At 70.2% G+C, this 21,194-nt stretch carries 21 protein-coding genes; 10 read left to right on the forward strand and 11 right to left on the reverse strand.

What is annotated here, in order from left to right; translation table 11 throughout:
- Window positions 1-353: 353 nt before the first annotated feature.
- From FGL15_RS05720 to FGL15_RS05730, 3 genes are all read left to right on the forward strand, one after another.
- On the forward strand, window positions 354-638 hold the full coding sequence (locus FGL15_RS05720) for a hypothetical protein (protein ID WP_138945299.1): 285 nt from the start codon (window positions 354-356) through the stop codon (window positions 636-638).
- 116 nt (window positions 639-754) lie between these two features.
- The gene (locus FGL15_RS05725; RefSeq protein WP_138945300.1) at window positions 755-1,726 is read left to right on the forward strand and encodes a DMT family transporter; all 972 of its coding nucleotides are present in this window, start codon (window positions 755-757) and stop codon (window positions 1,724-1,726) included.
- Window positions 1,723-2,361: a GntR family transcriptional regulator gene (locus tag FGL15_RS05730; RefSeq protein WP_138945301.1), complete on the forward strand. Its 639-nt coding sequence runs from the start codon at window positions 1,723-1,725 to the stop codon at window positions 2,359-2,361. The genes FGL15_RS05725 and FGL15_RS05730 overlap by 4 nt, the downstream gene beginning before the upstream one ends.
- A gap of 224 nt (window positions 2,362-2,585) precedes the next feature.
- Here the strand turns inward: FGL15_RS05730 and FGL15_RS05735 are convergent, their stop codons facing one another.
- Together FGL15_RS05735 and FGL15_RS05740 are read right to left on the reverse strand one after the other, a co-directional pair.
- Window positions 2,586-4,217: a cell wall metabolism sensor histidine kinase WalK gene (locus tag FGL15_RS05735; RefSeq protein ID WP_138945302.1), complete on the reverse strand. Its 1,632-nt coding sequence runs from the start codon at window positions 4,215-4,217 to the stop codon at window positions 2,586-2,588.
- On the reverse strand, window positions 4,214-5,005 hold the full coding sequence (locus tag FGL15_RS05740) for a response regulator transcription factor (RefSeq protein WP_064295688.1): 792 nt from the start codon (window positions 5,003-5,005) through the stop codon (window positions 4,214-4,216). The genes FGL15_RS05735 and FGL15_RS05740 overlap by 4 nt, the downstream gene beginning before the upstream one ends.
- Before the next feature lie 110 nt (window positions 5,006-5,115).
- On the opposite strand from FGL15_RS05740, the gene FGL15_RS05745 reads away from it, so the two are divergent.
- The 5 genes from FGL15_RS05745 (at window position 5,116) to FGL15_RS05765 (ending at window position 10,161) form a co-directional block, all read left to right on the forward strand.
- On the forward strand, window positions 5,116-5,865 hold the full coding sequence (locus tag FGL15_RS05745) for a GNAT family N-acetyltransferase (RefSeq protein WP_138945303.1): 750 nt from the start codon (window positions 5,116-5,118) through the stop codon (window positions 5,863-5,865).
- Between the two features lie 319 nt (window positions 5,866-6,184).
- Window positions 6,185-7,915 (forward strand): dihydroxyacetone kinase family protein, encoded by a 1,731-nt coding sequence (locus FGL15_RS05750; RefSeq protein WP_138945304.1) that lies wholly within the window; start codon window positions 6,185-6,187, stop codon window positions 7,913-7,915.
- 165 nt (window positions 7,916-8,080) lie between these two features.
- Window positions 8,081-8,542, forward strand: a complete 462-nt coding sequence (locus tag FGL15_RS05755) for a ribose-5-phosphate isomerase (RefSeq protein ID WP_138945305.1) — start codon at window positions 8,081-8,083, stop codon at window positions 8,540-8,542.
- Between the two features lie 26 nt (window positions 8,543-8,568).
- On the forward strand, window positions 8,569-9,345 hold the full coding sequence (locus tag FGL15_RS05760; protein WP_370282092.1) for a triose-phosphate isomerase: 777 nt from the start codon (window positions 8,569-8,571) through the stop codon (window positions 9,343-9,345).
- A gap of 102 nt (window positions 9,346-9,447) precedes the next feature.
- The gene (locus FGL15_RS05765) at window positions 9,448-10,161 is read left to right on the forward strand and encodes a GntR family transcriptional regulator (protein WP_240773808.1); all 714 of its coding nucleotides are present in this window, start codon (window positions 9,448-9,450) and stop codon (window positions 10,159-10,161) included.
- Window positions 10,162-10,341: 180 nt separating this feature from the next.
- Here FGL15_RS05765 and FGL15_RS05770 read toward each other — a convergent pair whose 3' ends face one another.
- The 6 genes from FGL15_RS05770 to FGL15_RS05795 all read right to left on the reverse strand — a co-directional run bounded on the left by FGL15_RS05770 (window position 10,342) and on the right by FGL15_RS05795 (window position 15,905).
- Window positions 10,342-11,715 carry an MFS transporter gene (locus FGL15_RS05770; protein ID WP_240773810.1) on the reverse strand — a complete coding sequence of 458 codons (1,374 nt, stop codon included), beginning with the start codon at window positions 11,713-11,715 and terminating at the stop codon, window positions 10,342-10,344.
- A gap of 214 nt (window positions 11,716-11,929) precedes the next feature.
- Window positions 11,930-12,703 (reverse strand): SDR family NAD(P)-dependent oxidoreductase, encoded by a 774-nt coding sequence (locus tag FGL15_RS05775; protein ID WP_138945307.1) that lies wholly within the window; start codon window positions 12,701-12,703, stop codon window positions 11,930-11,932.
- A gap of 79 nt (window positions 12,704-12,782) precedes the next feature.
- Entirely contained in the window at window positions 12,783-13,736 is a 954-nt protein-coding gene (locus FGL15_RS05780; RefSeq protein WP_138945308.1) for a 3-hydroxyacyl-CoA dehydrogenase family protein, read from the reverse strand.
- Window positions 13,737-13,763: 27 nt separating this feature from the next.
- Entirely contained in the window at window positions 13,764-14,717 is a 954-nt protein-coding gene (locus FGL15_RS05785; protein WP_079003326.1) for a sugar phosphate isomerase/epimerase, read from the reverse strand.
- Window positions 14,718-14,888: 171 nt separating this feature from the next.
- On the reverse strand, window positions 14,889-15,584 hold the full coding sequence (locus tag FGL15_RS05790; RefSeq protein ID WP_240773812.1) for an LON peptidase substrate-binding domain-containing protein: 696 nt from the start codon (window positions 15,582-15,584) through the stop codon (window positions 14,889-14,891).
- Between the two features lie 99 nt (window positions 15,585-15,683).
- Window positions 15,684-15,905: a hypothetical protein gene (locus FGL15_RS05795; RefSeq protein WP_064295679.1), complete on the reverse strand. Its 222-nt coding sequence runs from the start codon at window positions 15,903-15,905 to the stop codon at window positions 15,684-15,686.
- A gap of 221 nt (window positions 15,906-16,126) precedes the next feature.
- On the opposite strand from FGL15_RS05795, the gene FGL15_RS05800 reads away from it, so the two are divergent.
- Window positions 16,127-16,336 carry a hypothetical protein gene (locus tag FGL15_RS05800; RefSeq protein WP_124767435.1) on the forward strand — a complete coding sequence of 70 codons (210 nt, stop codon included), beginning with the start codon at window positions 16,127-16,129 and terminating at the stop codon, window positions 16,334-16,336.
- A 75-nt stretch (window positions 16,337-16,411) separates the two neighbouring features.
- On the opposite strand, the gene msrA is transcribed toward FGL15_RS05800, so the two are convergent.
- The 3 genes from msrA to FGL15_RS05815 form a co-directional block, all read right to left on the reverse strand.
- Entirely contained in the window at window positions 16,412-16,960 is a 549-nt protein-coding gene (gene msrA / locus FGL15_RS05805) for a peptide-methionine (S)-S-oxide reductase MsrA (protein ID WP_064295677.1), read from the reverse strand.
- Window positions 16,957-17,757 carry an MOSC domain-containing protein gene (locus tag FGL15_RS05810; RefSeq protein WP_240773814.1) on the reverse strand — a complete coding sequence of 267 codons (801 nt, stop codon included), beginning with the start codon at window positions 17,755-17,757 and terminating at the stop codon, window positions 16,957-16,959. Before FGL15_RS05810 ends, msrA begins: the two co-directional genes overlap by 4 nt.
- Before the next feature lie 95 nt (window positions 17,758-17,852).
- Complete coding sequence (locus FGL15_RS05815) at window positions 17,853-18,959, reverse strand: LacI family DNA-binding transcriptional regulator (RefSeq protein WP_138945309.1); 1,107 nt, start codon at window positions 18,957-18,959, stop codon at window positions 17,853-17,855.
- A 96-nt stretch (window positions 18,960-19,055) separates the two neighbouring features.
- On the opposite strand from FGL15_RS05815, the gene FGL15_RS05820 reads away from it, so the two are divergent.
- Window positions 19,056-21,047 (forward strand): aldo/keto reductase, encoded by a 1,992-nt coding sequence (locus FGL15_RS05820; protein WP_138945310.1) that lies wholly within the window; start codon window positions 19,056-19,058, stop codon window positions 21,045-21,047.
- Window positions 21,048-21,194 lie beyond the last annotated feature (147 nt).

A 21,194-nucleotide genomic window follows, 5' to 3' on the forward strand; every position in this document is an offset into this window, starting at 1 on the left:
GCGAGGGTCACCGCGCAGCGTGGTATGGCGGGGCTACGGCACCCCAGACCCATGCGTGAGGCGCCGAGGATCGTCCCGCAGGTGGATAGGAGATCGGGCGCGCGGGCGACGCGCCCCGGCGGCGATCCGAGGAGGCTGGAGCCATCAACCGATCAGCTCCGCACACCGCGGAGGAAGGAAACCCACCTCATGTCCGCCTCAGCCACCACCGAGTCCACCACGATCTCGCCCGCCGAGGACGTGACCCTGGCAGATGCCCCGACCGAAGCGTTCGGCCCCGAACCCTCACCCAGGCCACGGCCGTGCAGGAGGTCGCCCCGACACAGCCGACGACCCCAGTGCCCCTCGCACCCGTGCCTGCCCCGACGGCCGCCGACCGCGAGAGCTCGACCCAGACGCTGTCGATCATCGCGTTCGCCCTGTCGATCGCCGCGATCGTGGCGCCGTCGTTCGTCCTCCTGCCGATCGCCTCACTCGTGCTCGGCATCATCGCGCTCGCCCGCAAGCCGAAGTCGAAGGGCTTCGCCCTCACCGCCGTCATCATCTCCGGCACGATGCTGGCACTCGCCCTGATCGTCGCCGCCGGCGCAGCCCTGCTGCTCGGGGTGTCGGTGATCAGCAGCGGCTACGCCGGCTGACCCGGTCTCCCACCCGACGCCCGTCCGCTCCTCGAGCGGGCGGGCGTCGTGGCGTTCGTCCCACAGCATCCCGATCGGCCGTTGATTGTTACACAATCCTGCGGCAAGCTGTCCCCATGACCCGCTCGCCGACGGAGACCCCGTCGACCGCCGACAACACCACCGCCGGGCGCCTGCCTGTCGCCGCCGCGATCCTCGCCGCCGTGTGCTTCGGGACGACCGGGACGGCTCACGCGCTCCTACCGATCGAGGTGGGCTCGGTCGCGTTCGGCGCCGCACGCATCGTCTTCGGTGGAGCGCTCCTCGTCCTCGTGTGGACGGCGTTCGCCCGTCGCTCGAGGGCCACGCCACCTCGGACCCGCGCAGCGGAACTCGGGAGGCCCGCGCTGGTCGTCGCCGTCGTCGTTGGCACGATCGGCGTCACCGCGTATCAACCGTTCTTCTTCCTCGGCGTGGAACGCAACGGTGTCGCGATTGGAACCCTCACGGCGCTCGGCTCCGCACCCGCCATCACCGGTCTCCTCGAATGGGCGATCCACCGCCGACGCCCGAGCGGCCGCTGGTTCCTGGCGACGATCGTCGCCGCAGCCGGTGTGGCCGTCCTGTCCGGGGTGACGGGCGGCGGGATCGGGACCGTCTCGGTGGACGGGCTGCTCGCGTCCGTCGGAGCCGGAGCCTCCTACGCCCTGTACACGCTCTGCAGCAAGGCGCTCATCGAGCACGGGTGGACGCCGCTCGGCACCATGGCGGCGCTCTTCGGCGCAGCGGCGCTCGTCTCGATGCCGATCCTCCTCGCCACCGAGACCGCCTGGATCCTCACCGTGCCCGGCGCCCTCGCGGTCGCGTGGCTCGCGCTCGTGAACACGGTGGCGGGGTACCTGCTGTTCGGCTACGCGCTCGGTGGGCTGCCCGCGTCCCGCGTCGCGACGCTCACGCTCTTCGAACCGATGACGGCGACGCTCCTCGGCATCCTGCTCCTCGGAGAGTCCTTCGGGCCGTCCACCGTCGTCGGTGCCGCGCTGCTCGTGACCGGACTCGCGATCCTCGTCGTACCGAAGCGCATCGACCGTCGCGAGGTCGCCCCATGACCGCGGTCGACGCCGTCGCGGATGCACTGCGGGAGGACATCCTCGACGGACGGCTCGGCGCGGACGAGCCATTGCGGGAGACCGCCCTCACCGCCCGGTTCGGCGTCAACCGGCACACCGTTCGAGCGGCGCTCCAGGCGCTCGCGGCGGAGCGCCTCGTCACGTTCGAGGCCTACCGCGGCGCACGGGTGCGGTCGTTCAGCGACGCCGACGTGCTCGCCCTCATGGAGTACCGGACGGCGATCGAGGCCGAGGCGGTCCGGCTGCTGCGAACGCGTGCGGAACCGGGATCGCGTCCACCAGCCTCGGTGGTCGCGGCGAACGACAGCCTCCGACGCGTCTGCATCGACCGACCCGGTGATCACCGCGCCATCGAGGTCGCGCACGCCGAGCTGCACCACGCGATCGTCGCCGCAGCTCGGAGCCCTCGACTGAGCGAGGCGCACGGTGGACTGCTCGCCGAGCTCGGCCTCTTCATGGTGCAGCTCCGGAGCGTCCTCCCGCCCGAGGAACTCATCGACCAGCACGACCGACTCGTCCACGCGCTCAGCGGCGACCAGGGCCAGGCGGAGCTCCGCGCGCACCTCGCCCACTCGGCGCAGCAGCTCATCGCCCTCCGCCGGTCGGCCCCCTGAACCATCCCGTCCGGCCCCTGAGCCATCCCTTCCGGTCCCTGAGCCATCCCTTCCGGTCCCTGAGCCATCCCTTCCGGTCCCTGAGCCATCCCTTCCGGTCCCTGAGCTTGTCGAAGGGCACCTCGACAAGCTCGGTGACCGGATGGCGCTCGGTGACCGGATGGCGCTCGGTGACCGGGTGGCACTCGGCGACCGGGTGCAAGTCGACGACCGCGGTCGGGCGATCAGCCTCGCGTCGAGGTGACCGCCTCCGGTCGCGTCCCGGTGGCGTCGGCCGCCGGCCGGACCGCGGGGTGCTCCTCGGACGGGCCCGACCACGGCAGCGTCACCGTGAACGTGGTGCCGGCGCAGGACGAGGCGACCTCGATCGAGCCCTCGTGGCCCTCGGCGATGGACAGCGCGATCGCCAGGCCGAGGCCCGTGCTGCCGGCGGCACGCGAGCGCGAGGAGTCGGCCCGGGCGAACCGGTCGAAGAGTTCGGGGAGGAAGGCCTCGTCGATGCCGGGTCCGTCGTCGGCGATCGTCAGCGAGGCGCGCTGCGGCTCGTCGAGGCTCTTCGGTGCGCTGATGCGGGTGACCACGGAGGTGCCGGCCGGGGTGTGCACGGCGGCGTTCGACAGCAGGTTCACGACGAGCTGGTGGAGACGCTCGCGGTCGCCGCGCACGATGATCGCGCGCTCCGGCACGTCGACCGACCAGTGGTGCGCCGGTGCAGAGACGGCCGCGTCGCTCACGGCGGCGGCGACGAGGTCGCTCAGGTCGACGTCGTCGAGGTGCAGGTCCTGCCCCTCGTCGAGACGTGCCAACAGGAGCAACTCGCTGACGAGCGAGCTCATCCGGGTCGCCTCCGACTCGATGCGGGCGAGCGCGTGCTCCGTCATGGGCGGGAGGTTCTCGCTGTCCTGGCGGGTGAGCTCGGCGTAGCCCTGGATCGCGGCGAGCGGCGTTCGGAGTTCGTGGCTCGCGTCGGTGACGAACCGGCGCATGCGTTTGTCGGTCGCGGCTCGGACGGCGAGTGCGCGGTCGACGTGGTCGATGAGGCCGTTGAGCGCCTCGCCCACCTTGCCGATCTCCGTCCGAGGGTCGGTATCGGCCTGATCGACCCGCACGTCGATCCCGGTGTCGCCGCGCTCGAGTTGCAGCGTGGACACCTCCTCGGCGGCGGCGGCCACGCGGGACAACGGTCGGAGCCCGAGGCGGACCACGATGATCGCCCCGACGATGGTGACCGCGAGCGCGAGGACGGCGAGGATCGCGATGACGATCGCCTCCTGCTGCACGGCCGCTCGCGGGGTGGCGAGCGAGACGCCGGCCACGAGGGTCTCGCCGTCGCCGTGGTCGAGGAACTCGAGCCGGTATCCGCCGAGCGACCCCAGTTCGATGTTCTGTCGCTCGGAGCTGTCGGCCGCGACGGCCTCCTCGATGAGCGCCTTCGTCCGCACGTCGAGCGCCGTCGCGTTGGACTGGGTGAAGCGCGCGGAATCGACGACCCCACCATCCGCGACGAGTGCGATGAGCGTCCCGGGCCCGTGGCCGACGTAGTCCACGAACGGCTTGACGTAGCCGGGCTCACCGCGCGTGGCGTCGGGGTCCACCACGGCTCCCCCGCCCGCCTGCTGATCGTGGAACTTCACCACGGAGTGCTCGAAGGCCTCCATCGATCCGGTGAGCTGGGTGTCGACGACGGCGGTGACCGACCCTTCGACCGTGACGATCGTCAGGATGCCCGACACCGCGAGGACCGCTGCGATGACCGCAGCGATGCCCGTCACCAACCGTCGCTGGAGCGTCCACGGGTGCCGCCGGTCCGCCCGAGGCGTCGGCACGCCCGCAGTCGGAACCGATGCGGTGCTCATTCGACCGGCCGCAGCACGTATCCGACACCGCGGACGGTGTGGATCATCGGCGCACGGTCGGCGTCGATCTTCTTGCGGAGGTAGGAGACGTAGAGGTCGACGATGCTGGCCTTGCCGGCGAAGTCGTAGTTCCACACGCGGTCGAGGATCTGGGCCCGGCTCAGCACGCGCTTCGGGTTGCGCATGAAGTAGCGGAGCAGCTCGAACTCCGTCGTCGTGAGCGCCACCGGCTCGCCGTCGCGGCTGACCTCGTAGCTGCGCTCATCGAGGAAGAGCCCGCCGATCGTGATGCGGGAGTCGTCGTCGGACACGACGTGCGCGGTGCGTCGGAGGAGACCACGGAGGCGGGCCACGAGCTCCTCCAGCGAGAACGGCTTCGTCATGTAGTCGTCGCCGCCGGCGGTGAGGCCCATGATGCGGTCGTCCACCGAGTCGCGTGCAGTGAGGAACAGGGTCGGGGTGCCCGATTCCGGCTCCCCCTGCGAGAAGCTGCGGAGCTGGCGGAGGACACTCAGCCCGTCCATGTCGGGCAACATGATGTCGAGGACGACGACGTCCGGACGCTCCGTGCGGTAGCGCTGGACGGCCTCGCGCCCGTTGGTGGCGACGTCCACGACCCACCCCTCATAGCCGAGGGCCAGGCTCACGAGGTCGGTCAGGACCGCTTCGTCGTCGACGAGGAGGACGCGGATGGGTGAACCGTCGGCCCGGTACATCCGCGGTAGCTTGGCGAGGACCGCCCGGCGGCGCCCCGAGTCGACGATCTGCGTTGGCAGGTCGGAGGGCATGGGTCGATTATCCGTCGTCGAGCTGCGAGGCGGGGGAGCGACGGGCGATTCATAGAGGCCTCATATCTTTTCAGGCCGAGCCCATGGGTGCGATGCCTACCGTGGAGGGCATGACCCGAGCAGAACCCCTGGGCACGTCGTTCGCCCCCCGCCGTCGTCGGACGGCCGGAGCGACGGCCGAGCCCGCGGACCGGATCCGGAGCGGCCTCGCCGCCGCGGTCCGTGCTCTGCGTCCCCTGTTCCCGGCAGGCGTCTCACGTCCTCGATTCCTCCGCGGGCCGCGGATCGAGGTTCCGGTCGATGCGCACCCGATCAGCACCGACCGTCTCGTCCTGCGTCGCCACCGGTTGGAGGACGCCGAGGCCTGGTACCGCATCCAGTCCACGCCCGAGGTCGTCGAGCACCTGCCGTGGCCCGTCCGCGACCGGGAGGCGTCCCGCGAGCACCTGCGTGACCGCGTCCGGCACAGCCGCCTCTGGCAGTCGGGCGACTTCCTCGCTCTGGCCGTCGAGCACGACGGGCGGCTCGTCGGCGACGTCTCCCTGCACCTCCGCGACGTCCAGCCTGCTGAGCGCTCGGTCGAGATCGGATGGGTCCTCGACCCCGCCGTCGGCGGACGCGGTCTCGCGAGCGAGGCCTCGGCGGCGATGATCGACCTGGCCTTCCGCGAGGTCGGGGCGAAGACCGTCACGGCCGTCATCGAGCCGGAGAACACCAGGTCCATCGCCCTCGCCGAGCGGCTCGGCTTCCTGCGGGCGACCGCACCGCGCCGGTCGTCGAGCATCACCTTCGCGATCACGCCCTCGCTCCGCGCCGCACGTCGTGCGGAACAGACCTCGGGCAGCATCGGCCGGAGCTGAGCGCCCGTCCGGGCGGCCGAACCTGCCGGGGCCGTGTCTCCCCCACACGCGCCTCGGCAGGTTCAGCCGCCTGGACGGACATCCGCGCGTCGCTCCCGTCCCGCGCCCACACCCGGCGCCTCCCCCACCCGCCTGTCACTTCCCCAACTCAGGATCGGCTCGGCGCGTCGTGGCCCTGGCCCCCGATCGGACGGCGACACGCCGCAGCGGTCCTGAGTTAGGGCACTGCCAGGGTTTCGGTCGGTTCCAATATCCTATAGGATTATCGCGATGTGCCGGCTTGCGCCGGATCGACGGACTCGATGACGAGGAGATGCAGATGACCAGGCTCTGGAACCGACCGGCCGACTTCGCGGATGAGATGGTGGACGGCTTCGTCCGAGCCAACGGACGCTGGGTGCGCAAGGTCTCCGGCGGGGTGTCGCGCTCCACGAAGTCCGCGGAACCGGAGGTCGCCCTCGTGATCGGTGGCGGATCCGGCCACTACCCCGCCTTCGCCGGCCTCGTCGGCCCAGGACTCGCCCACGGTGCGGCCATGGGCAACCTCTTCGCCTCGCCGTCCGCACACCAGGTGGAGAGCGTCGTCCGCGCGAGCGAACAGGGTCGGGGCGTCCTCCTCAGCTACGGCAACTACGCCGGCGACGTGTTGCACTTCACCGCCGCCCAGGACGCCGTGCGCGCCGACGGCATCGACTGCCGCACCGTCACCGTGACCGACGACATCTTCAGCGCACCGCCCACCGAACTCGAGAAGCGACGCGGGATCGCGGGCGACCTCACCGTCTTCAAGGTCGCGGGCGGCGCTGCCTCGGGTGGGTACTCCATCGACGACGTCGAGCGCGTGGCGATCCTGGCCAACACCCGGACCCGTTCGATGGGCGTCGCGTTCTCCGGGTGCACGCTGCCCGGTGCCGACGAACCGTTGTTCTCCGTGCCGGAGGGACGCATGGCCGTCGGGCTCGGTATCCACGGCGAGCCCGGTATCGACGAGACCGACATCCCCTCCGCGGACGGATTGGCGGAGTTGTTCGTGCACCACCTCCTGAACGAGTCCGAGATCCCGGACGGCGTCACGCCGAAGGGCGCACGCGTCGTCCCGATCCTCAACGGTCTCGGCTCCGTGAAGTCGGAGGAGTTGTTCGTCGTCTACGACCGCATCGCCTCCCTGCTGGAGGACGCCGGGATCACCCTCGTCGACCCCCAGGTCGGTGAGTTCTGCACGAGCTTCGACATGGCCGGCGTCTCACTCACCCTGCTCTGGGTGGACGAGGAGCTGGAGCGACTGTGGAGTGCTGCTGCGGACACGCCCGCGTTCCGCACGGGCGCCGTCGACTCCGGCGCACTCGAGACCGTCGCAGCCGACGACACCGAGGACGTCGCCTTCGTCGTGCCGGACGCTTCGCCCGAGTCGCAGGAGTCGGCGGCCGTCGTGGCCGACGCGATCTCCGCGATCCAGGAGCTCCTCGCGGAGCACGCGGACGAGCTGGGACGCCTCGACGCCATCGTCGGCGACGGCGACCACGGCATCGGCATGGACCGCGGGGCGACCGCCGCCGCCGAGGAGGCCGAGCGCCTGCGCGAGGCCGGTGCCGGCGTCGCGACGCTGCTCGACCGCTCGGGCGACGCCTGGTCCGACCGCGCCGGTGGCACCTCGGGCGCCCTGTGGGGCGTCATGCTCCGAACCCTCGGCGAGCGCCTCGGCGACGCCGAGCGCCCGACCGCCACCACCGTGAGCGAGGGCGTGACCGCAGCGAAGGACGCCGTCATGCGCTACGGCAAGGCCTCCGTCGGCGACAAGACGCTCGTCGACGCCCTCGTCCCGTTCGCCGACACGCTCGCAGAACGCGTCACGGCCGGCGACGACCTCTCCACCGCCTGGACCACCGCGGCGGCGGCAGCAACCGCTGCGGCACACGACACGGCCGGTCTCATGCCCGGCATGGGCCGAGCCCGCTCGCACGGCTCGAAGGCCGTGGGCGTCGAGGACCCCGGAGCCGTCTCCCTCGCCCTCATCGTCGAGCGTGTCGGCACCCTGCTCGCCGAGCGCTGAACGCCCGATCCACCGACAGACACTCCGCTCCCTGAACAGACACCCGCTCCATGAACAGACGCCCCGCTCCCTGAACAGACACCCGCTCCCTGAAGCGACACCCGCTCCCTGAAGCGACACCCCGGTCCCTGAGCTTGTCGAAGGGCCAGCAACGAAAGGCACACCATGACCCGCACCTGGCGAATCGTCATCGGCTCCGATGACGCCGGCTACGACTACAAGGAGATCCTCAAGCGCGACCTCGAGGCGAGCGACCTGGTCGCCTCAGTGGTCGACGTCGGGGTCGACGCCGACGGCCGCACCAACTACCCGACGGTCGCGGTGACCGCGGCCGAGATCGTCGCCCGCGGCGAGGCCGACCGCGCGCTGCTCATCTGCGGCACGGGCCTCGGCGTGGCGATCGCGGCGAACAAGGTCCAGGGCATCCGAGCCGTCACCGCGCACGACGGCTTCTCCGTCGAACGCGGGGTGCTCTCGAACGACGCCCAGGTGCTCTGCATGGGCCAGCGCGTCGTCGGCATCGAACTCGCCCGCCGCAACGTGCGCGAGTGGCTCACCTACGAGTTCGACGCCTCGAGCGCGTCGAACGACAAGGTGCAGGAGATCAGCGCATACGAAGCGTCCTGATGTCAGGACGCCCAAGACTCGTCGGCGTGAGCCTGAAGATGTACTTCGGGCACGCGCAGACGCTCGACTGGTGCTCGGTCGTCGCGGGGGTGTCGGCCGAGCACCACGCACTCCGATCCGGCGCGGCGGAGCTGTTCGTCATCCCCGGGTACCTCTCGGTGACCGGTGCGGTGAAGCGGCTCCGCGGCGTCGCGTCCGTGGGGGCTCAGGATCTCGCGACCGAGGACACCGGGGCGTTCACCGGCGAGGTGAGCGGTGCCGAGCTCCGCGAGGTCGGCTGCGAGGTCGTCGAGGTCGGGCACGCGGAGCGGCGCCGACTGTTCGGTGAGACGCCCGACGTCGTCCGCGCGAAGACGACCGCCGCGCTCCGCAACGGTCTCGCGCCGGTGCTGTGCATCGGCGAAGCCGAGCACGGAGACGCCGCGGTGGCGGCCGCGGAGTGCGTCGCACAGCTCGACGACGCCCTGGCAGGGGCGGTCGCCGCCGGGATCGTGGGCCGCGTCATCGTCGCCTACGAACCACACTGGGCCATCGGCGCCACCGAGGCCGCGAGTCCAGCCCACATCCGCACGGTGTGCCTCCGGCTGCGTGGTCACCTCGACGCGCTCGCCACGAGGGGTCTGGTCGACACCTCCTCGGCCGTCATCTACGGCGGGAGCGCCGGACCCGGCCTGCTCACGACGATCGGCGACGCGGTCGACGGGGTCTTCCTCGGCCGCTTCGCCCACGATCCGGCAGCCCTCTCACTGGTGCTCGACGAGGTGGCCGGCCTCGACCGCGCGGGCTCCGACCTGCCGCGATGACAGCTGGAGGCCCCGTAAACTGGTCCTCGACGATCATCGCGGCCGCTCGACCGGAGGTTCCCCTCCGTGACGACGCCTCGAGCACACCCTTCGGAGGCTGCCGTGGTTGATGCCGTCTTCCCGCTCGGCGCCTCCTCCTCGCTCGAGCGCCGCGGTCTGCGCGACCGCGTCTACGAGCTGGTGCTCGACATGCTCTTGAGCTCCGGTATCGAACCGGGTGCCCGTCTGTCGATCGACGCCATCGCCCGCGACCTCGACGTCTCGCCGACGCCGGTCCGCGAGGCACTCGTCCAGCTGGAGCGCACCGGGCTCGTCACCCGGGTCACCCACAAGGGCTACCGGGTGGCACCGCCGCTCGCCGACGACCAGCTCGAGTCGCTGTTCGACGCCCGCATCGTGCTCGAGAGCGGCGCCACTGCGCTGGCCGCCGCCCACGCCGACGAGCTCGTCCCGGCCCTCGAGGTCGCCCTCGCACAGCACGTCGGGATGACCGCCAGGGTGCGCGCCGCGGCGTCGGCCGGCGAGATCCCCGTCGCACTCCTCCGCGAGTACTTCGCGGTGGACTGGAACTTCCACCACCTCATCTTCGAGGGCACCCGCAACCCGTTCCTCCTCGACATGTCCGAGGGCATCTCCACCCGCGTGCACCGCATGCGCCAGACGGTCGAGACGGGCGTCACCGACGCCGACCAAGCGGTCGTCGAACACCGAGCCATCCTCGACGCGTTCTCCGACGGCCCCGAGGCCGCCGCGGCGGCCATGCGCTCGCACATCGAGCTCGTGCGCACCCGCGCCCGCAGCGACGCCGAGCACTGAGCCGCCCTCCTCCGGCGCCCGAGCCGCCCTGCTCCGGTCCCTGAGCCGCCCTGCTCCGGTCCCTGAGCCGCCCTCCTCCGGTCCCTGAGCCGCCCTCCTCCGGTCCCTGAGCCTGTCGAAGGGCGCAGAAACGGGGCCGACCGCCTGAGCGATCGACCCCGTCCGGGTGTTGCGTCGTGACTAGTGCGCCGTGCGGTTCGCCGTCGTCTCGAGCAGCTCGTCCGCCTTCGCCCCACGGAAGAACCGGGTGCAGTAGAGCATCGCGGCCGCGAGGAAGGCGAACACCCCGAGCGAGACCACGCCCCACACGCCGCTGTCGGTCGGCACGCTCTCGTTGATCCCGGTGCGCATGATCGGGGCGACGAAGCCGCCGAGGTTACCGAGCGAGTTGATGAGGCCGATGCCCGCCGCTGCAGCCGTTCCGGTGAGGAACGCCGTCGGGTAGGCCCACGTGATCGGCCCGACCGAGAGGAAGCTCGCCACCGCGATGGTGATGAACAGGATGCCGAGGAAGGGCTGGTTGTTCGCACCAGCCCAGGCCGAGGCCAGGATGAACACGCCGGTGGAGATGTAGAACATCGTGCCCCAGGTGCGACGACGGACGACCGTGTTCGCGTTCCGGCCCACGTAGTAGCAGGCGAACAGACCCACGAGCCACGGGATCGCCGCCACGAGACCGACCTGCCAGCCGACGTCCTGACCGATGAGGTTCGCCACCTGCTGCGGGAGGTAGAACGTCGTGCCGTACACCGCGATCTGCAGGCAGAAGTAGATGATGGTGAAGTACCACACCTTCCAACTCGTCATCGCCTTCGCGATACCGGTCGGGCCGTCCGACTGCCGCACGGTGTCCTCGCGTTTCATCGCGGCCGTCAACGAGTCCTTCTCCTGTTGGTCCAGCCACTTCGCCTGTTGTGGCGAGTTGGTGAGGAAGTAGAGCGCTGCGAAGCCGGCAAGGACCGCGAGCATGCCCTCGGCGAAGAACATCACCTGCCAGCCGTGCCACGGGGTCAGGGCGTCACCGAAGCTGATGAGGCCACCACTCAGCGGGGCGCCGAGCATCTGTGAGAACGGCTGCGCCAGGTAGAAGATCGAGAACATCTGGACGCGGACCTTGTTCGGGAACCACTCCGACAGGAACATGATGACGCCGGGGAAGAGCCCGGCCTCGGTCACGCCGAGCAGGAACCGCAGGACGATGAACATCGTGTCGTTCGTCGTGAAGGCGAACAGGGCGGCGACGATGCCCCAGGTCACCGCGATGCGGGCGAGCCAGAACCGGGCGCCGAACTTCTTCAGCAGCAGGTTGCTCGGGATCTCGAAGATCGCGTACCCGATGAAGAAGATGCCGGCGCCGAGGGCGAAGGCACCGTTCGAGATGCCGCGGTCGACGCTGAGCGCCTCCTCGGCGAAGCCGACGTTCGTGCGGTCCAGGAACGCGACGAAGTACAGGATGACGAGCATCGGCATGAGGTGCTTCGACGCCTTGCGGATCGCCGACTTCAGCGCCGGATCGTTGGTCGATCCGATCGCCGGCGGATTGGGTGTGGACAAGACACTCTCCTTTGAGATGACTGGTGCGGGTGGGTGCTGCTGGCGCTACTGCTGCTGCTGGCGGTGGTCAGGAGACCATCGAGGGGATGATCATCCAGAGGCCGATGCCGACGAAGACGACGCCGAGACCGAGGAAGATCAACCGGGATTTGGTCCACTGACCGGTGAGGTGCTGCATGGTGCTGCTCCGTTCGCTCGTGGTGCGTGTGGTGGATCAGTGCATGTAGAGGCCGCCGTCGACGTTCAGCGTCTGACCGGTGACGAAGCCGGCGTCCTCACTGATGAGGTAGGCGATGGCGGCGGCGATGTCGCGTGGGGTGCCGATGCGGGGCAGGACGCCGTCGGCGGCCATGTCCGTCTTGCGCTCCTCGGTGAGGGTGCCGCCCATGATGTCGGTGTCGATGGGTCCGGGCGAGATGGCGTTGACCGTGATGCCGTCGTGGCCGAGCTCGCGGGCGACGCTGCGGGTGAAGCCGATCACGCCGGCCTTCGCCGCCGAGTAGGCCGTCTTGCTGAAGGTGCCGCCGCCGCGCTGGGCGGAGACGGACGACAGGCTGACGACGCGACCGACGCCGTTCGACACCATCGACTCGACCGCACGGCGGGTCGTGTAGTGGACGCCGTTGAGGTTGATGTCGATGACGCGCTTCCACTCGTCGGCGCTCACGTCGAGGTAGGGCACGGGTGAGGCGACGCCCGCGAGGTTCACGAGGGCGACGAGCTGCGGGAGGGCGGCCTCGAGCGCGTCGAACGCGGCACGCACCTGCGCCTCGTCGGCGACGTTCGCGCCGGCGCCGGCCGCCTGCACCCCGTGCTGCTCCGCGATCTCGGCGGCGACCGCCTGCGCCGCAGCCTCGTCGAGGTCGATGATCCCGATGTTCCAGCCGAGTTCGGCGAGGTGGTGGGCGGAGGCGCGACCGATGCCGCGCGGGGAGGCTGCGCCGGTGAGGACGACGGTCTTGGATTCGGGGAAGGTGGTGGCGGTCATGGCCGGCCTTTCTGCGTGGGAGTGGAGGAGTCTGGTGTCCGATCGAGTCGGACGGTGCGGCCGGTCGGCGCCGCGCCGCTCAGTTGATGGGCGCGGGGCCGAGCTCGTCCATGAGCTGCTTGATCGCGACGTAGGCCTTGTTGCGGTACGCGATCAGCTCGGGGGTGCGGTCGGCCGGGACGTCGAGGTAGCCGGCACCGGACTTCGTGCCGAACTTACCGGCGTCGACGAGCTCCTTGAGGGAGTCCGGCGTGGCGAACCGCTCGGGCCACCGGGTCTGGAGCGAGGCGTAGCAGAACGAGTACACGTCGAGTCCGGCCATGTCGGCGATCGCGAACGGACCGAAGACGGGGAGCCGGAAGCCGAAGGTGGTGCGGACGATCGTGTCGATGTCCTCGGGCGTCGCGACGCCCTCCTCGACGAGCTGCGTCGCCTCGTGGAACAGCGCGTACTGCAGGCGGTTGAGCACGAAGCCGGTCGCGTCCTTGACGCGGGCGGTCTCCTTGCCGGTCGCTGCGACGATCTCCTCGACGGTGGTGATCGCCGCATCGGCGGTGGTCTCGTGCGGGATGAGTTCGACGCCGGGGATGAACGGGGCCGGGTTCGAGAAGTGGACACCGAGGAACCGCTCCGGGTTCGTGACGGCCTCGGCGAGCGAACCGATGAGGATGGTCGAGGTGTTCGAGCCGATGATGGCGTCGGGCGAGGCGGCCGCGCTGATGCGACGGAGGGTCTCGTGCTTGATCTCGATCTTCTCGGGGACGGCCTCCTCGATGAAGTCGGCTCCGGCGACGGCCTCCTCGATGGACGCGGCGGGCGAGACGTTGGCGCGGATCCGCTCCACGGCGTCGGCGGGGAAGAGTCCGTCGGCGACGAACTGCTCGGCCTCGGCGATGAGGCGGTCGTAGTTCTTGCGCGCGATCTCCTCGGAGATGTCGGCGATGCGGACGGTGGCGCCGGACAGCGCGAGCACCTGGGCGATGCCGCCGCCCATGTACCCCGATCCGACGACGGCGATGGTGTGTGTGGTCATGATGAAGCTCTCCTGTGGTCGTCTGGGTCAGGCCTGCGGCAGCAGGGTCCTGATGTACTTCTGGTTGGTGGAGCACATGCCGAGGCTGTCGCCGCCGTAGTGCTCGGCCAGGATGATGCCGTTGAAGCCGAGCTCGACGGCGTCGCGGAAGACCTGGCGGTAGTTGATGAGCCCGGCCTCCATGGTGGAGGGCACGGACGTCGCCCAGCTGCCGTCGGCCGCCTCGTCGCGGGTGTAGTTCTTCACGTGCATGTAGTTGGCGTAGGGCAGGGTCTTGGCGAACAGCTCGCGCCAGTCCTCCACCGGGCGGTGCAGGCGGATGAGGTTCGCGACGTCGGGGTTCAGGCCGACGTTGTCGAGCCCGACCTCCTCCACGAACCGGACCGCGCTGTCGGCGGTGCCGAGGTAGGTGTCCTCGTAGAGCTCGAGTGCGAGCGGCAGGCCGACCTCGGCCGCGTGCTTGCCGAGCTCGCGGATGCGGCTGACGGCGGCGTTCCAGACCTCGGGGTCGTCGGGGTCCTTCGGGCCCTGCGCGGTCCAGAACCACAGCGCCTTGCGCTGCGCGTCGTTGAAGGGCTGGTGCAGGCCGGTGGAGAAGACCTGCATCCCCCACTCGGCGGCGGCGTCGATCGTGCGGTGCGCGTACTCGAGGTTGCGCTCCTCGTGGCCCGGCATGATCACGCTCTGTCGCTGCAGGTGGACGGACGGGACACCGACGCCGTGCGACTTCGCGATGGCGAGGAACTCGTCACGACGGGACGGTTCGAGGTCGGCCGGCCGGACGTGGCTGTCGGGCAGTTCGGCGAGGGTGAACCCGACGCCGGCGACCTGCGCGAAGAGGTCGTCCCAGGCTTCGGGTTCCGCGTCGTGCAGGGACACGCCGTTGCGGTCGACGGGTGGGATGCCGTGCAGGCAGGTGGCGATGGGCCAGGTGTCGGCGGTCCATCGGGGTGTCGACGCGGTCGCGGTCGTATCCGTCATGATGCTCCATTGCGCTCAAGGACTGCTCGGGGCTGGTGCTCCCGGTCAAAAAGATCCTATAGGAAATAGTAAAGCGTTTCCACGAATGCGCAAGGGCACTTCGACAGGCTCAGTGACCGGCGGCACCGAGCACTGCCGGTCACCGAGCCTGTCGAGGTGCGACGACGGGGCTCAGCCGCCGAGGATGTCCCAGTCCTCGTCGTCCGCGTCGGCGATGCCGCCCGCGATGAACGCCTCGCCGGCCTCGGTGGCGCGATCGCGCACACCGACCAGCAGCTCTTCGAGCGAACCGGCCGAGAGGAACCGCATCTGGTCGATCTCGCTCACCGGGGCGATGCCCGCGAGCTGCCACGACGACTCCAGCGGATCGTCGGCGAGCTCCACGACCGAGGCCCACTGCTGCTCGCTGAACTCACTGGCGACGGCGAGCGAACGCCGCACCGATGCCTCGGTCTCGTCCCGCAGCCGCTCCCAGCGCTCGTCCCACTCCAGGTCGTCGAGCGGACGGATCTCGGCGCGCGGGTACGGGTCGTCGGGCAACCAGTCGGTCACCTCGAACCGCTGACCGCCCTCGGCGATCACCGCGACGAACCCCTCGCCGCCGTCGACCTCGACGATCTCGGCCACGGTCCCGGTACGGAACCGGTGTTCACCGCCGCCCGTCTCGCGCCCGCGCTCGATGAGCACCACGCCGAACGCCGGGTCCTCCGCCTCGAGGAGGTGCGCCAGCATGGTGAGGTAGCGCTCCTCGAAGAGCCGCAGGGCGAGCGGCATGTGCGGGAACAGCACGGAGCCGAGTGGGAACATCGGCAGTTCGAGGACCGGGAGGCCGGATGCCCACGGCTCGGCACTGAAGGAGTCGGTCACGTCAGTCCTCCTCCGCCTCGCAGGCCCGACCGGGTGTCACCCGGCCGATCGTCCACCCGAATCGTGCTGCGATCATAGCCGCCGGACACCGGAGGCCACTCAGGCGGCGAGGACGGCACGCAGCGCCTGATCGAACCGGATCGCACGATCGACCTCGACCGCCGTCTCGTAGTCGGTCCCGCGCAGGGCGACATGCAGCGGCCAGTCCACGTCGATGAACCCGACGCGCCGATCTCCCACGAAGACGCCGAAGCGATCGGCCGTGAGCTGCTCGACCCAGGCTCGACGGAGTTCAGACGTCTCGCTGCCGGTGGAGCCCATGGAACGACCTCTCTCGGCGGGTGCAGCGACCGGATCCGGACAACCCCTCGAAGTATCTCGATTGTCTAGCTATCTCCGCCGTGCTTCATCATGACAGCACCGACGGCTGGTGGACAACTTTCTATCCGTCAAGCGAATGCGACCGACGGCTGGAGGCATCGTTGCGAGATCGTGGCGCGATGGTCCGCGGATCTTCAGGAACCGTCCGTAGGATGCTGATCGTGGGGTGGAAGTGGCCGTGGGGACGCAAGCGCATCGTCGATGCGCCGGTCGATGCCGGGTCCGACCCCTATCTCCAGTACCTCGAGTGGGTCCGCCTGGGCAAGCCGTCACTGGCATCACCCGACGATCCGCCGCTGCAGTTCGACCCGCGCTTCGCGCCACGACTGGCCTCCGACGCCGTCAACTCGTCGCGCGCCGACGGCGTCTGAGCCCTCCGGTCTGAGCCTGCCGGTCCGCGCACAGCACAGCGCCCGACACCGAAGTGCCGGGCGCTGCGAAGGTACTTACGCGGTGGCCTGCTCCGCGACCTCGGCGCGGCGCGGGAGCTTCCAGCCCGGGCGCACGAAGTGGCAGGTGTAGCCCCACGGGATGCGCTCCAGGTAGTCCTGGTGCTCCGGCTCGGCCTCCCAGAACTCGGAGACCGGCTCGACCTCGGTGACGACCTTGCCGGGCCAGAGCCCTGAGGCGTCGACGTCGGCGATCGTGTCGCGGGCGACGCGCTCCTGCTCGGGCGAGGTGAAGAAGATCGCCGAGCGGTAACTCAGGCCGACGTCGTTGCCCTGACGGTTCTTCGTCGACGGGTCGTGGATCTGGAAGAAGAACTCCAGGAGCTCACGGAAGGACAGCTTGCTCGGGTCGAAGACGACCTCGAGCGCCTCCGCGTGCGTGCCGTGGTTGCGGTAGGTGGCGTTGGCGACATCGCCACCGCTGTAGCCCACGCGCGTCGACTTCACGCCCGGCATCTTCCGGACGAGGTCTTCCATGCCCCAGAAGCATCCGCCGGCCAGCACCGCGCGCTCGGTCGTCGTGCTCTGCTCGTCTGCTGCACTCATCGTGACTCCTCCTTCGTGCCGAGCACCGTGCGGGTTCCCCGCGTGCTCCGGTCTTCGGCTCCATGGTATGCAACAGCATCCGCTTCCGGACTGTTCCGGGCGGGGCTTGCACTCAGCGCTCGCACAGGTGCGAGGACGCGACGGCGACGCTCAGACGGTCCGTTTGCGGCGGAGCTGCTTGATCGACTCGTGGATCTCGGGGCCAGCGCCACAGCGCCGGACTGCTCCGACTGCTCGAGGGTGACGGCCTGCGCCTCGTCCGCCGCGGCGAACCAGGAGGCGATGGTGACGCCGTGGCCGGGCTGTCGGACGATCTCGATCGGGTCGCCCGCCTGCACCGTCCCGCTCTTGACCACCTTGAGGTAGGCACCGGGCCGTGCGGCGTCGGCGAAGCGCTTCACCCACCGGGGCTCGCCCAGGCGCCGCTGGAAGGTGCCGCACGGGGTGCGCGGGCAGGTCACCTCGACGACGAGGGTGTCGCCGATCCGCCAGCGTTCACCGATCTCGGCACCGTTCACGTCGAGCCCCCGCGTGCGGAGGTTCTCGCCGAAGAGCCCCGGCGTGATCTCCCGACCGAGCTCACCCTCCCAGAACCGCGCGTCCTCCTCGGCGTAGGCGTAGAGCGCCTTCGTGAGGCCGCCGTGGTGTTTGCGATCGGCCTGCACGTCGCCGTACAGCCCCATGGGCCGCACGTGCAGCGGCTCGTCGACGGGCCGCTTGTCGATCGCGGTGACGCCGATCGAGCCGTCGTCCACCTGGAGGGCTTCGACGCGACAGAGGGCGAGGAGTTCAGACATGTGACCAGTCTGCCGTGTCCTCCGCGACCGTCCGGACGGCGGGGCCGGTGCGGCCCGGGTGGAGTGGCTCAGCGGATCGGCTCAGGCGGACTGGCTCAGGCGGACTCGCGGATGACGAGTGAGACACCCACCGAGCGTCGGACGGACGGCCCCGAGAGCGGGAGCGCGCCGGACATCATGCCGTCGAGCAGCTCGAGGCTGTGCCGTGCGATGTCGCCCTTGTCGACGGCCACGCTCGTGAGCTCGGGGGTGACGAAGCGACCGAGGTCGAGTCCGTCGATGCCGATGACGGCGACGTCCTCCGGCACGCCGACCCCGGCGCGGGCGAGGCCCTTGAGCACGCCGACCGCCATGACGTCGTTGAAGACGAGCACGGCGTCGACGTCGGGCATCGCGGCGCGGCACCGCAGGGCGGCCGAGACCCCGCCCTGGTGGGTGTCCTCCGCCCAGGTCTCCGACGCCTCCGACCACGGCAAGCCGTGCTCCGCGAGGAACGCGCGGTACGCGAGACGCCGTCCGGACGGTTCGGCCGAGGCGTCGATCATCGCGATGGACCGGCGCCCGGTCGCGACGAAGTGGGCGAGCGCCTGTCGGATGCCGTCCTCGAAGTCGATGTCGACGCCCGCCACCTGCAGCGCGGGTTCCGAGCCGGACGGGTCGGCTCCGGCCTCGGACTCGTCTGGCCGGTGGTCGCCGAGGGAGACGAAGGGGATCGTGGCGAAGGCACCCTGGAGCGCTCCGTGGTCGGCGCCGTTGCGTCCGACGACCGCGTCGACCTGCCGTGCGAGTTCGGCGAGCTGCGCGCGTTCCGCGTCGGGGAGGTCCGGTCCACGATCCGCGGCGGCGGGACGGTCGCCCGACGCGTTCGCCGCTCCCCCGACCTCGGCGACCAACACGGTCCATCCGCGCTCTGCCGCCTGCTGCACGAGGGCGGCCGCGAGCTCCGGGTAGTAGGGGTTCCGCAGGTCGTCGACGACCAGTCCGAGCGTCGTCGTCCGGCCGCTCACCAGGTGCTGCGCAGCGCGGTTCGGGCGGTAGTTGAGCGAGGCCGCGACCTCGACGACCCGTTGTCTGGTGGCGTCGCTGACGTCGCGCATCCCGTTGAGTGCGCGGGTCACGGTCTGGCGCGAGACACCGGCGACCCGGGCGACGTCGATGATCGTCGCTCGCGCCGGAGCGTGATCGTCGCGGGGCCTGGTCATGGTCACATCGTACTGATACGCTCGCACCGTGAACGTTCACGGTGACGTTCGCCACAGACCATCGCACCGCCGATCAACGTTGAGGAGCACCACCATATGGAACACGTCGCCTGGGGGATCATCGGACCCGGAACGATCGCCGAACGGTTCGCGACCGAGCTGCACGCGAGTCGCACCGGTCGACTCGCCGCCGTCGCCAGTCGTGATGCATCGCGGGCCGAGGAGTTCGGTGAGCGCTTCGGCGACGGCACGGCTCCCGTCCGCGGGTACGGCTCCGTCGCCGAGTTGCTGGCCGACCCCGGCGTCGACGCGGTCTACATCGCGACCCCGCACACGGAGCACGTCCGGCTGGTGATCGAGGCCGCCGAGGCCGGCAAGCACATCGTCAGCGAGAAGCCGCTCTCGGTGAACCGCGCCGGTGCGATGCTCGCGATCGAGGCCGCCCGCCGTGCCGGCGTGTACCTCGCCGAGGCGTTCATGTACCGCTTCCACCCGCAGACGGCCAAGCTCGTCGAACTCGTGTCGTCCGGCGCCATCGGCGACGTCCAGCACATCGAGGCGTCGTTCGCGTTCGCCGCGAACCTGCCCGCCGACCACCGGCTCATGAACCCGGAGCTGGCGGGCGGCGGCATCCTCGACGTCGGCGGCTACCCCGTCTCCATCTCGCGGCTCATCGCGGGTGCTGCCGTGGGTGCGCCGTTCGCCGACCCGACGGAGGTCACCGGGAACGGCACCATCGGTTCGACCGGCGTCGACGAGTGGGCAAGCGCGTCGCTCGTCTTCCCCTCGGGTATCACGGCGCACGTCACGAGCGGCGTGCGCGTGCAGGACGACAACCGCGTCGTCGTCACGGGCTCGACCGGCCAGATCATCGTGTCCGACCCGTGGTTGCCGTCGGTCGAGGACGGCTCGACGATCGAGGTCCGCACCATCTCGGGCACGGAGTCGATCCACATCCCAGGCGCACCGCAGTACGCGATCCAGGCCGACGCGGTCGCCGCGTTCGCCGACGCCGGTCAGGCACCGCAGATCCGCTGGGCGGACTCACTCGGCAACGCGGCGACCCTCGACCGCTGGCGCGAGGCGGTCGGCCTCGAGTACCCGTTCGAGTCGATCGACACCGACATCCCGACCGGTTCCGGCCGGCCGCTCGCCGTACGCGCCGAGCTCCCGATGCCGACCGGTCGCATCGCGGGCATCGACCACGACATCTCGCGGCTCGTGATGGGTGTCGACAACCAGCAGACCCTGTCGCACGCGTCGGCGATGTTCGACGACTTCTTCGAGCGCGGCGGCAACGCCTTCGACACGGCCTGGCTGTACGGCGACGGCCTGCAGGAGCAGCTGCTCGGACGCTGGCTCGCCAACCGTGGCCTCCGCGACGACGTCGTGGTGATCGGCAAGGGTGCGCACACGCCGTTCTGCGACCCGGAGTCGATCTCGCGTCAGCTGTTCGAGAGCCTCGACCGCCTCGGCACCGACCACCTCGACCTTTACTTGATGCACCGCGACAACGTCGAGGTGCCCGTGGGCGAGTTCGTCGACGTGTTGAACGAGCACGCCGAGGCCGGTCGCATCCGTGCGTTCGGCGGTTCCAACTGGTCGATCGAGCGCTTCGAGGAGGCGAACGCCTATGCGGCGGCCAACAGGAAGCGGGGCTTCGCGGCACTGAGCAACCACTTCGGTCTCGCTCGCGCACTCGATGTGCCGTGGGCCGGATGTGTGGAGGTCACGGATCCGACGAGCCGGGCGTGGCTCGAGGAGACGAAGACGCCGCTGCTGCCGTGGTCGTCGCAAGCACGCGGGTTCTTCACCGGGCGCGCCGAACCCGAGGACCTGTCGGACCCGGATCTCGTGCGCTGCTACTACAGCGACGACAACTTCGAGCGGCTGGCCCGTGCCCGTCAGCTCGGCTCCGAGCTGGGTGTCGCGCCGACCGCGATCGCCCTGGCCTATGTGCTGGCGCAGGACTTCCCGACCTTCGCCCTCATTGGGCCGCGGTCCATCGAGGAGACGCGTTCGTCGACCGACGCCCTGTCCCTGAAGCTGACCCCGGAGCAGGTCGCCTGGCTCGACCTCCGCGTCTGATCCGTTCCCTCGGGTGACGCCAGCGCGGTGCGCTGACGTCACCGCGGGGCATGGGCGCGAGCGCGGGTCTCCAGAGACCCGCGCTCGCGCGTGTGGGTCGCGCTCGCGTCAGCGCACCGCGCTGGCGCAACCGCACCACCAGACTCG

The sequence above is a fragment of the Plantibacter sp. M259 genome, from assembly GCF_006065115.1.
Taxonomy (GTDB): Bacteria; Actinomycetota; Actinomycetes; order Actinomycetales; family Microbacteriaceae; genus Plantibacter; species Plantibacter auratus.

Excerpts from the sequence above, each read along its gene's own strand:
- FGL15_RS05740 (WP_064295688.1), bottom strand. The coding sequence starts at position 5,005 with ATGCCCTCCGACCTGCCAACGCAGATCGTCGACTCGGGGCGCCGCCGG.
- FGL15_RS05730 (WP_138945301.1), top strand. The coding sequence starts at position 1,723 with ATGACCGCGGTCGACGCCGTCGCGGATGCACTGCGGGAGGACATCCTC.
- FGL15_RS05780 (WP_138945308.1), bottom strand. The coding sequence starts at position 13,736 with ATGACCACACACACCATCGCCGTCGTCGGATCGGGGTACATGGGCGGC.
- FGL15_RS05750 (WP_138945304.1), top strand. The coding sequence starts at position 6,185 with ATGACCAGGCTCTGGAACCGACCGGCCGACTTCGCGGATGAGATGGTG.
- FGL15_RS05815 (WP_138945309.1), bottom strand. The coding sequence starts at position 18,959 with ATGACCAGGCCCCGCGACGATCACGCTCCGGCGCGAGCGACGATCATC.
- FGL15_RS05785 (WP_079003326.1), bottom strand. The coding sequence starts at position 14,717 with ATGACGGATACGACCGCGACCGCGTCGACACCCCGATGGACCGCCGAC.
- msrA (WP_064295677.1), bottom strand. The coding sequence starts at position 16,960 with ATGAGTGCAGCAGACGAGCAGAGCACGACGACCGAGCGCGCGGTGCTG.
- FGL15_RS05820 (WP_138945310.1), top strand. The coding sequence starts at position 19,056 with ATGGAACACGTCGCCTGGGGGATCATCGGACCCGGAACGATCGCCGAA.
- FGL15_RS05735 (WP_138945302.1), bottom strand. The coding sequence starts at position 4,217 with ATGAGCACCGCATCGGTTCCGACTGCGGGCGTGCCGACGCCTCGGGCG.
- FGL15_RS05755 (WP_138945305.1), top strand. The coding sequence starts at position 8,081 with ATGACCCGCACCTGGCGAATCGTCATCGGCTCCGATGACGCCGGCTAC.
- FGL15_RS05795 (WP_064295679.1), bottom strand. The coding sequence starts at position 15,905 with ATGGGCTCCACCGGCAGCGAGACGTCTGAACTCCGTCGAGCCTGGGTC.
- FGL15_RS05775 (WP_138945307.1), bottom strand. The coding sequence starts at position 12,703 with ATGACCGCCACCACCTTCCCCGAATCCAAGACCGTCGTCCTCACCGGC.
- FGL15_RS05745 (WP_138945303.1), top strand. The coding sequence starts at position 5,116 with ATGACCCGAGCAGAACCCCTGGGCACGTCGTTCGCCCCCCGCCGTCGT.
- FGL15_RS05810 (WP_240773814.1), bottom strand. The coding sequence starts at position 17,757 with ATGTCTGAACTCCTCGCCCTCTGTCGCGTCGAAGCCCTCCAGGTGGAC.
- FGL15_RS05725 (WP_138945300.1), top strand. The coding sequence starts at position 755 with ATGACCCGCTCGCCGACGGAGACCCCGTCGACCGCCGACAACACCACC.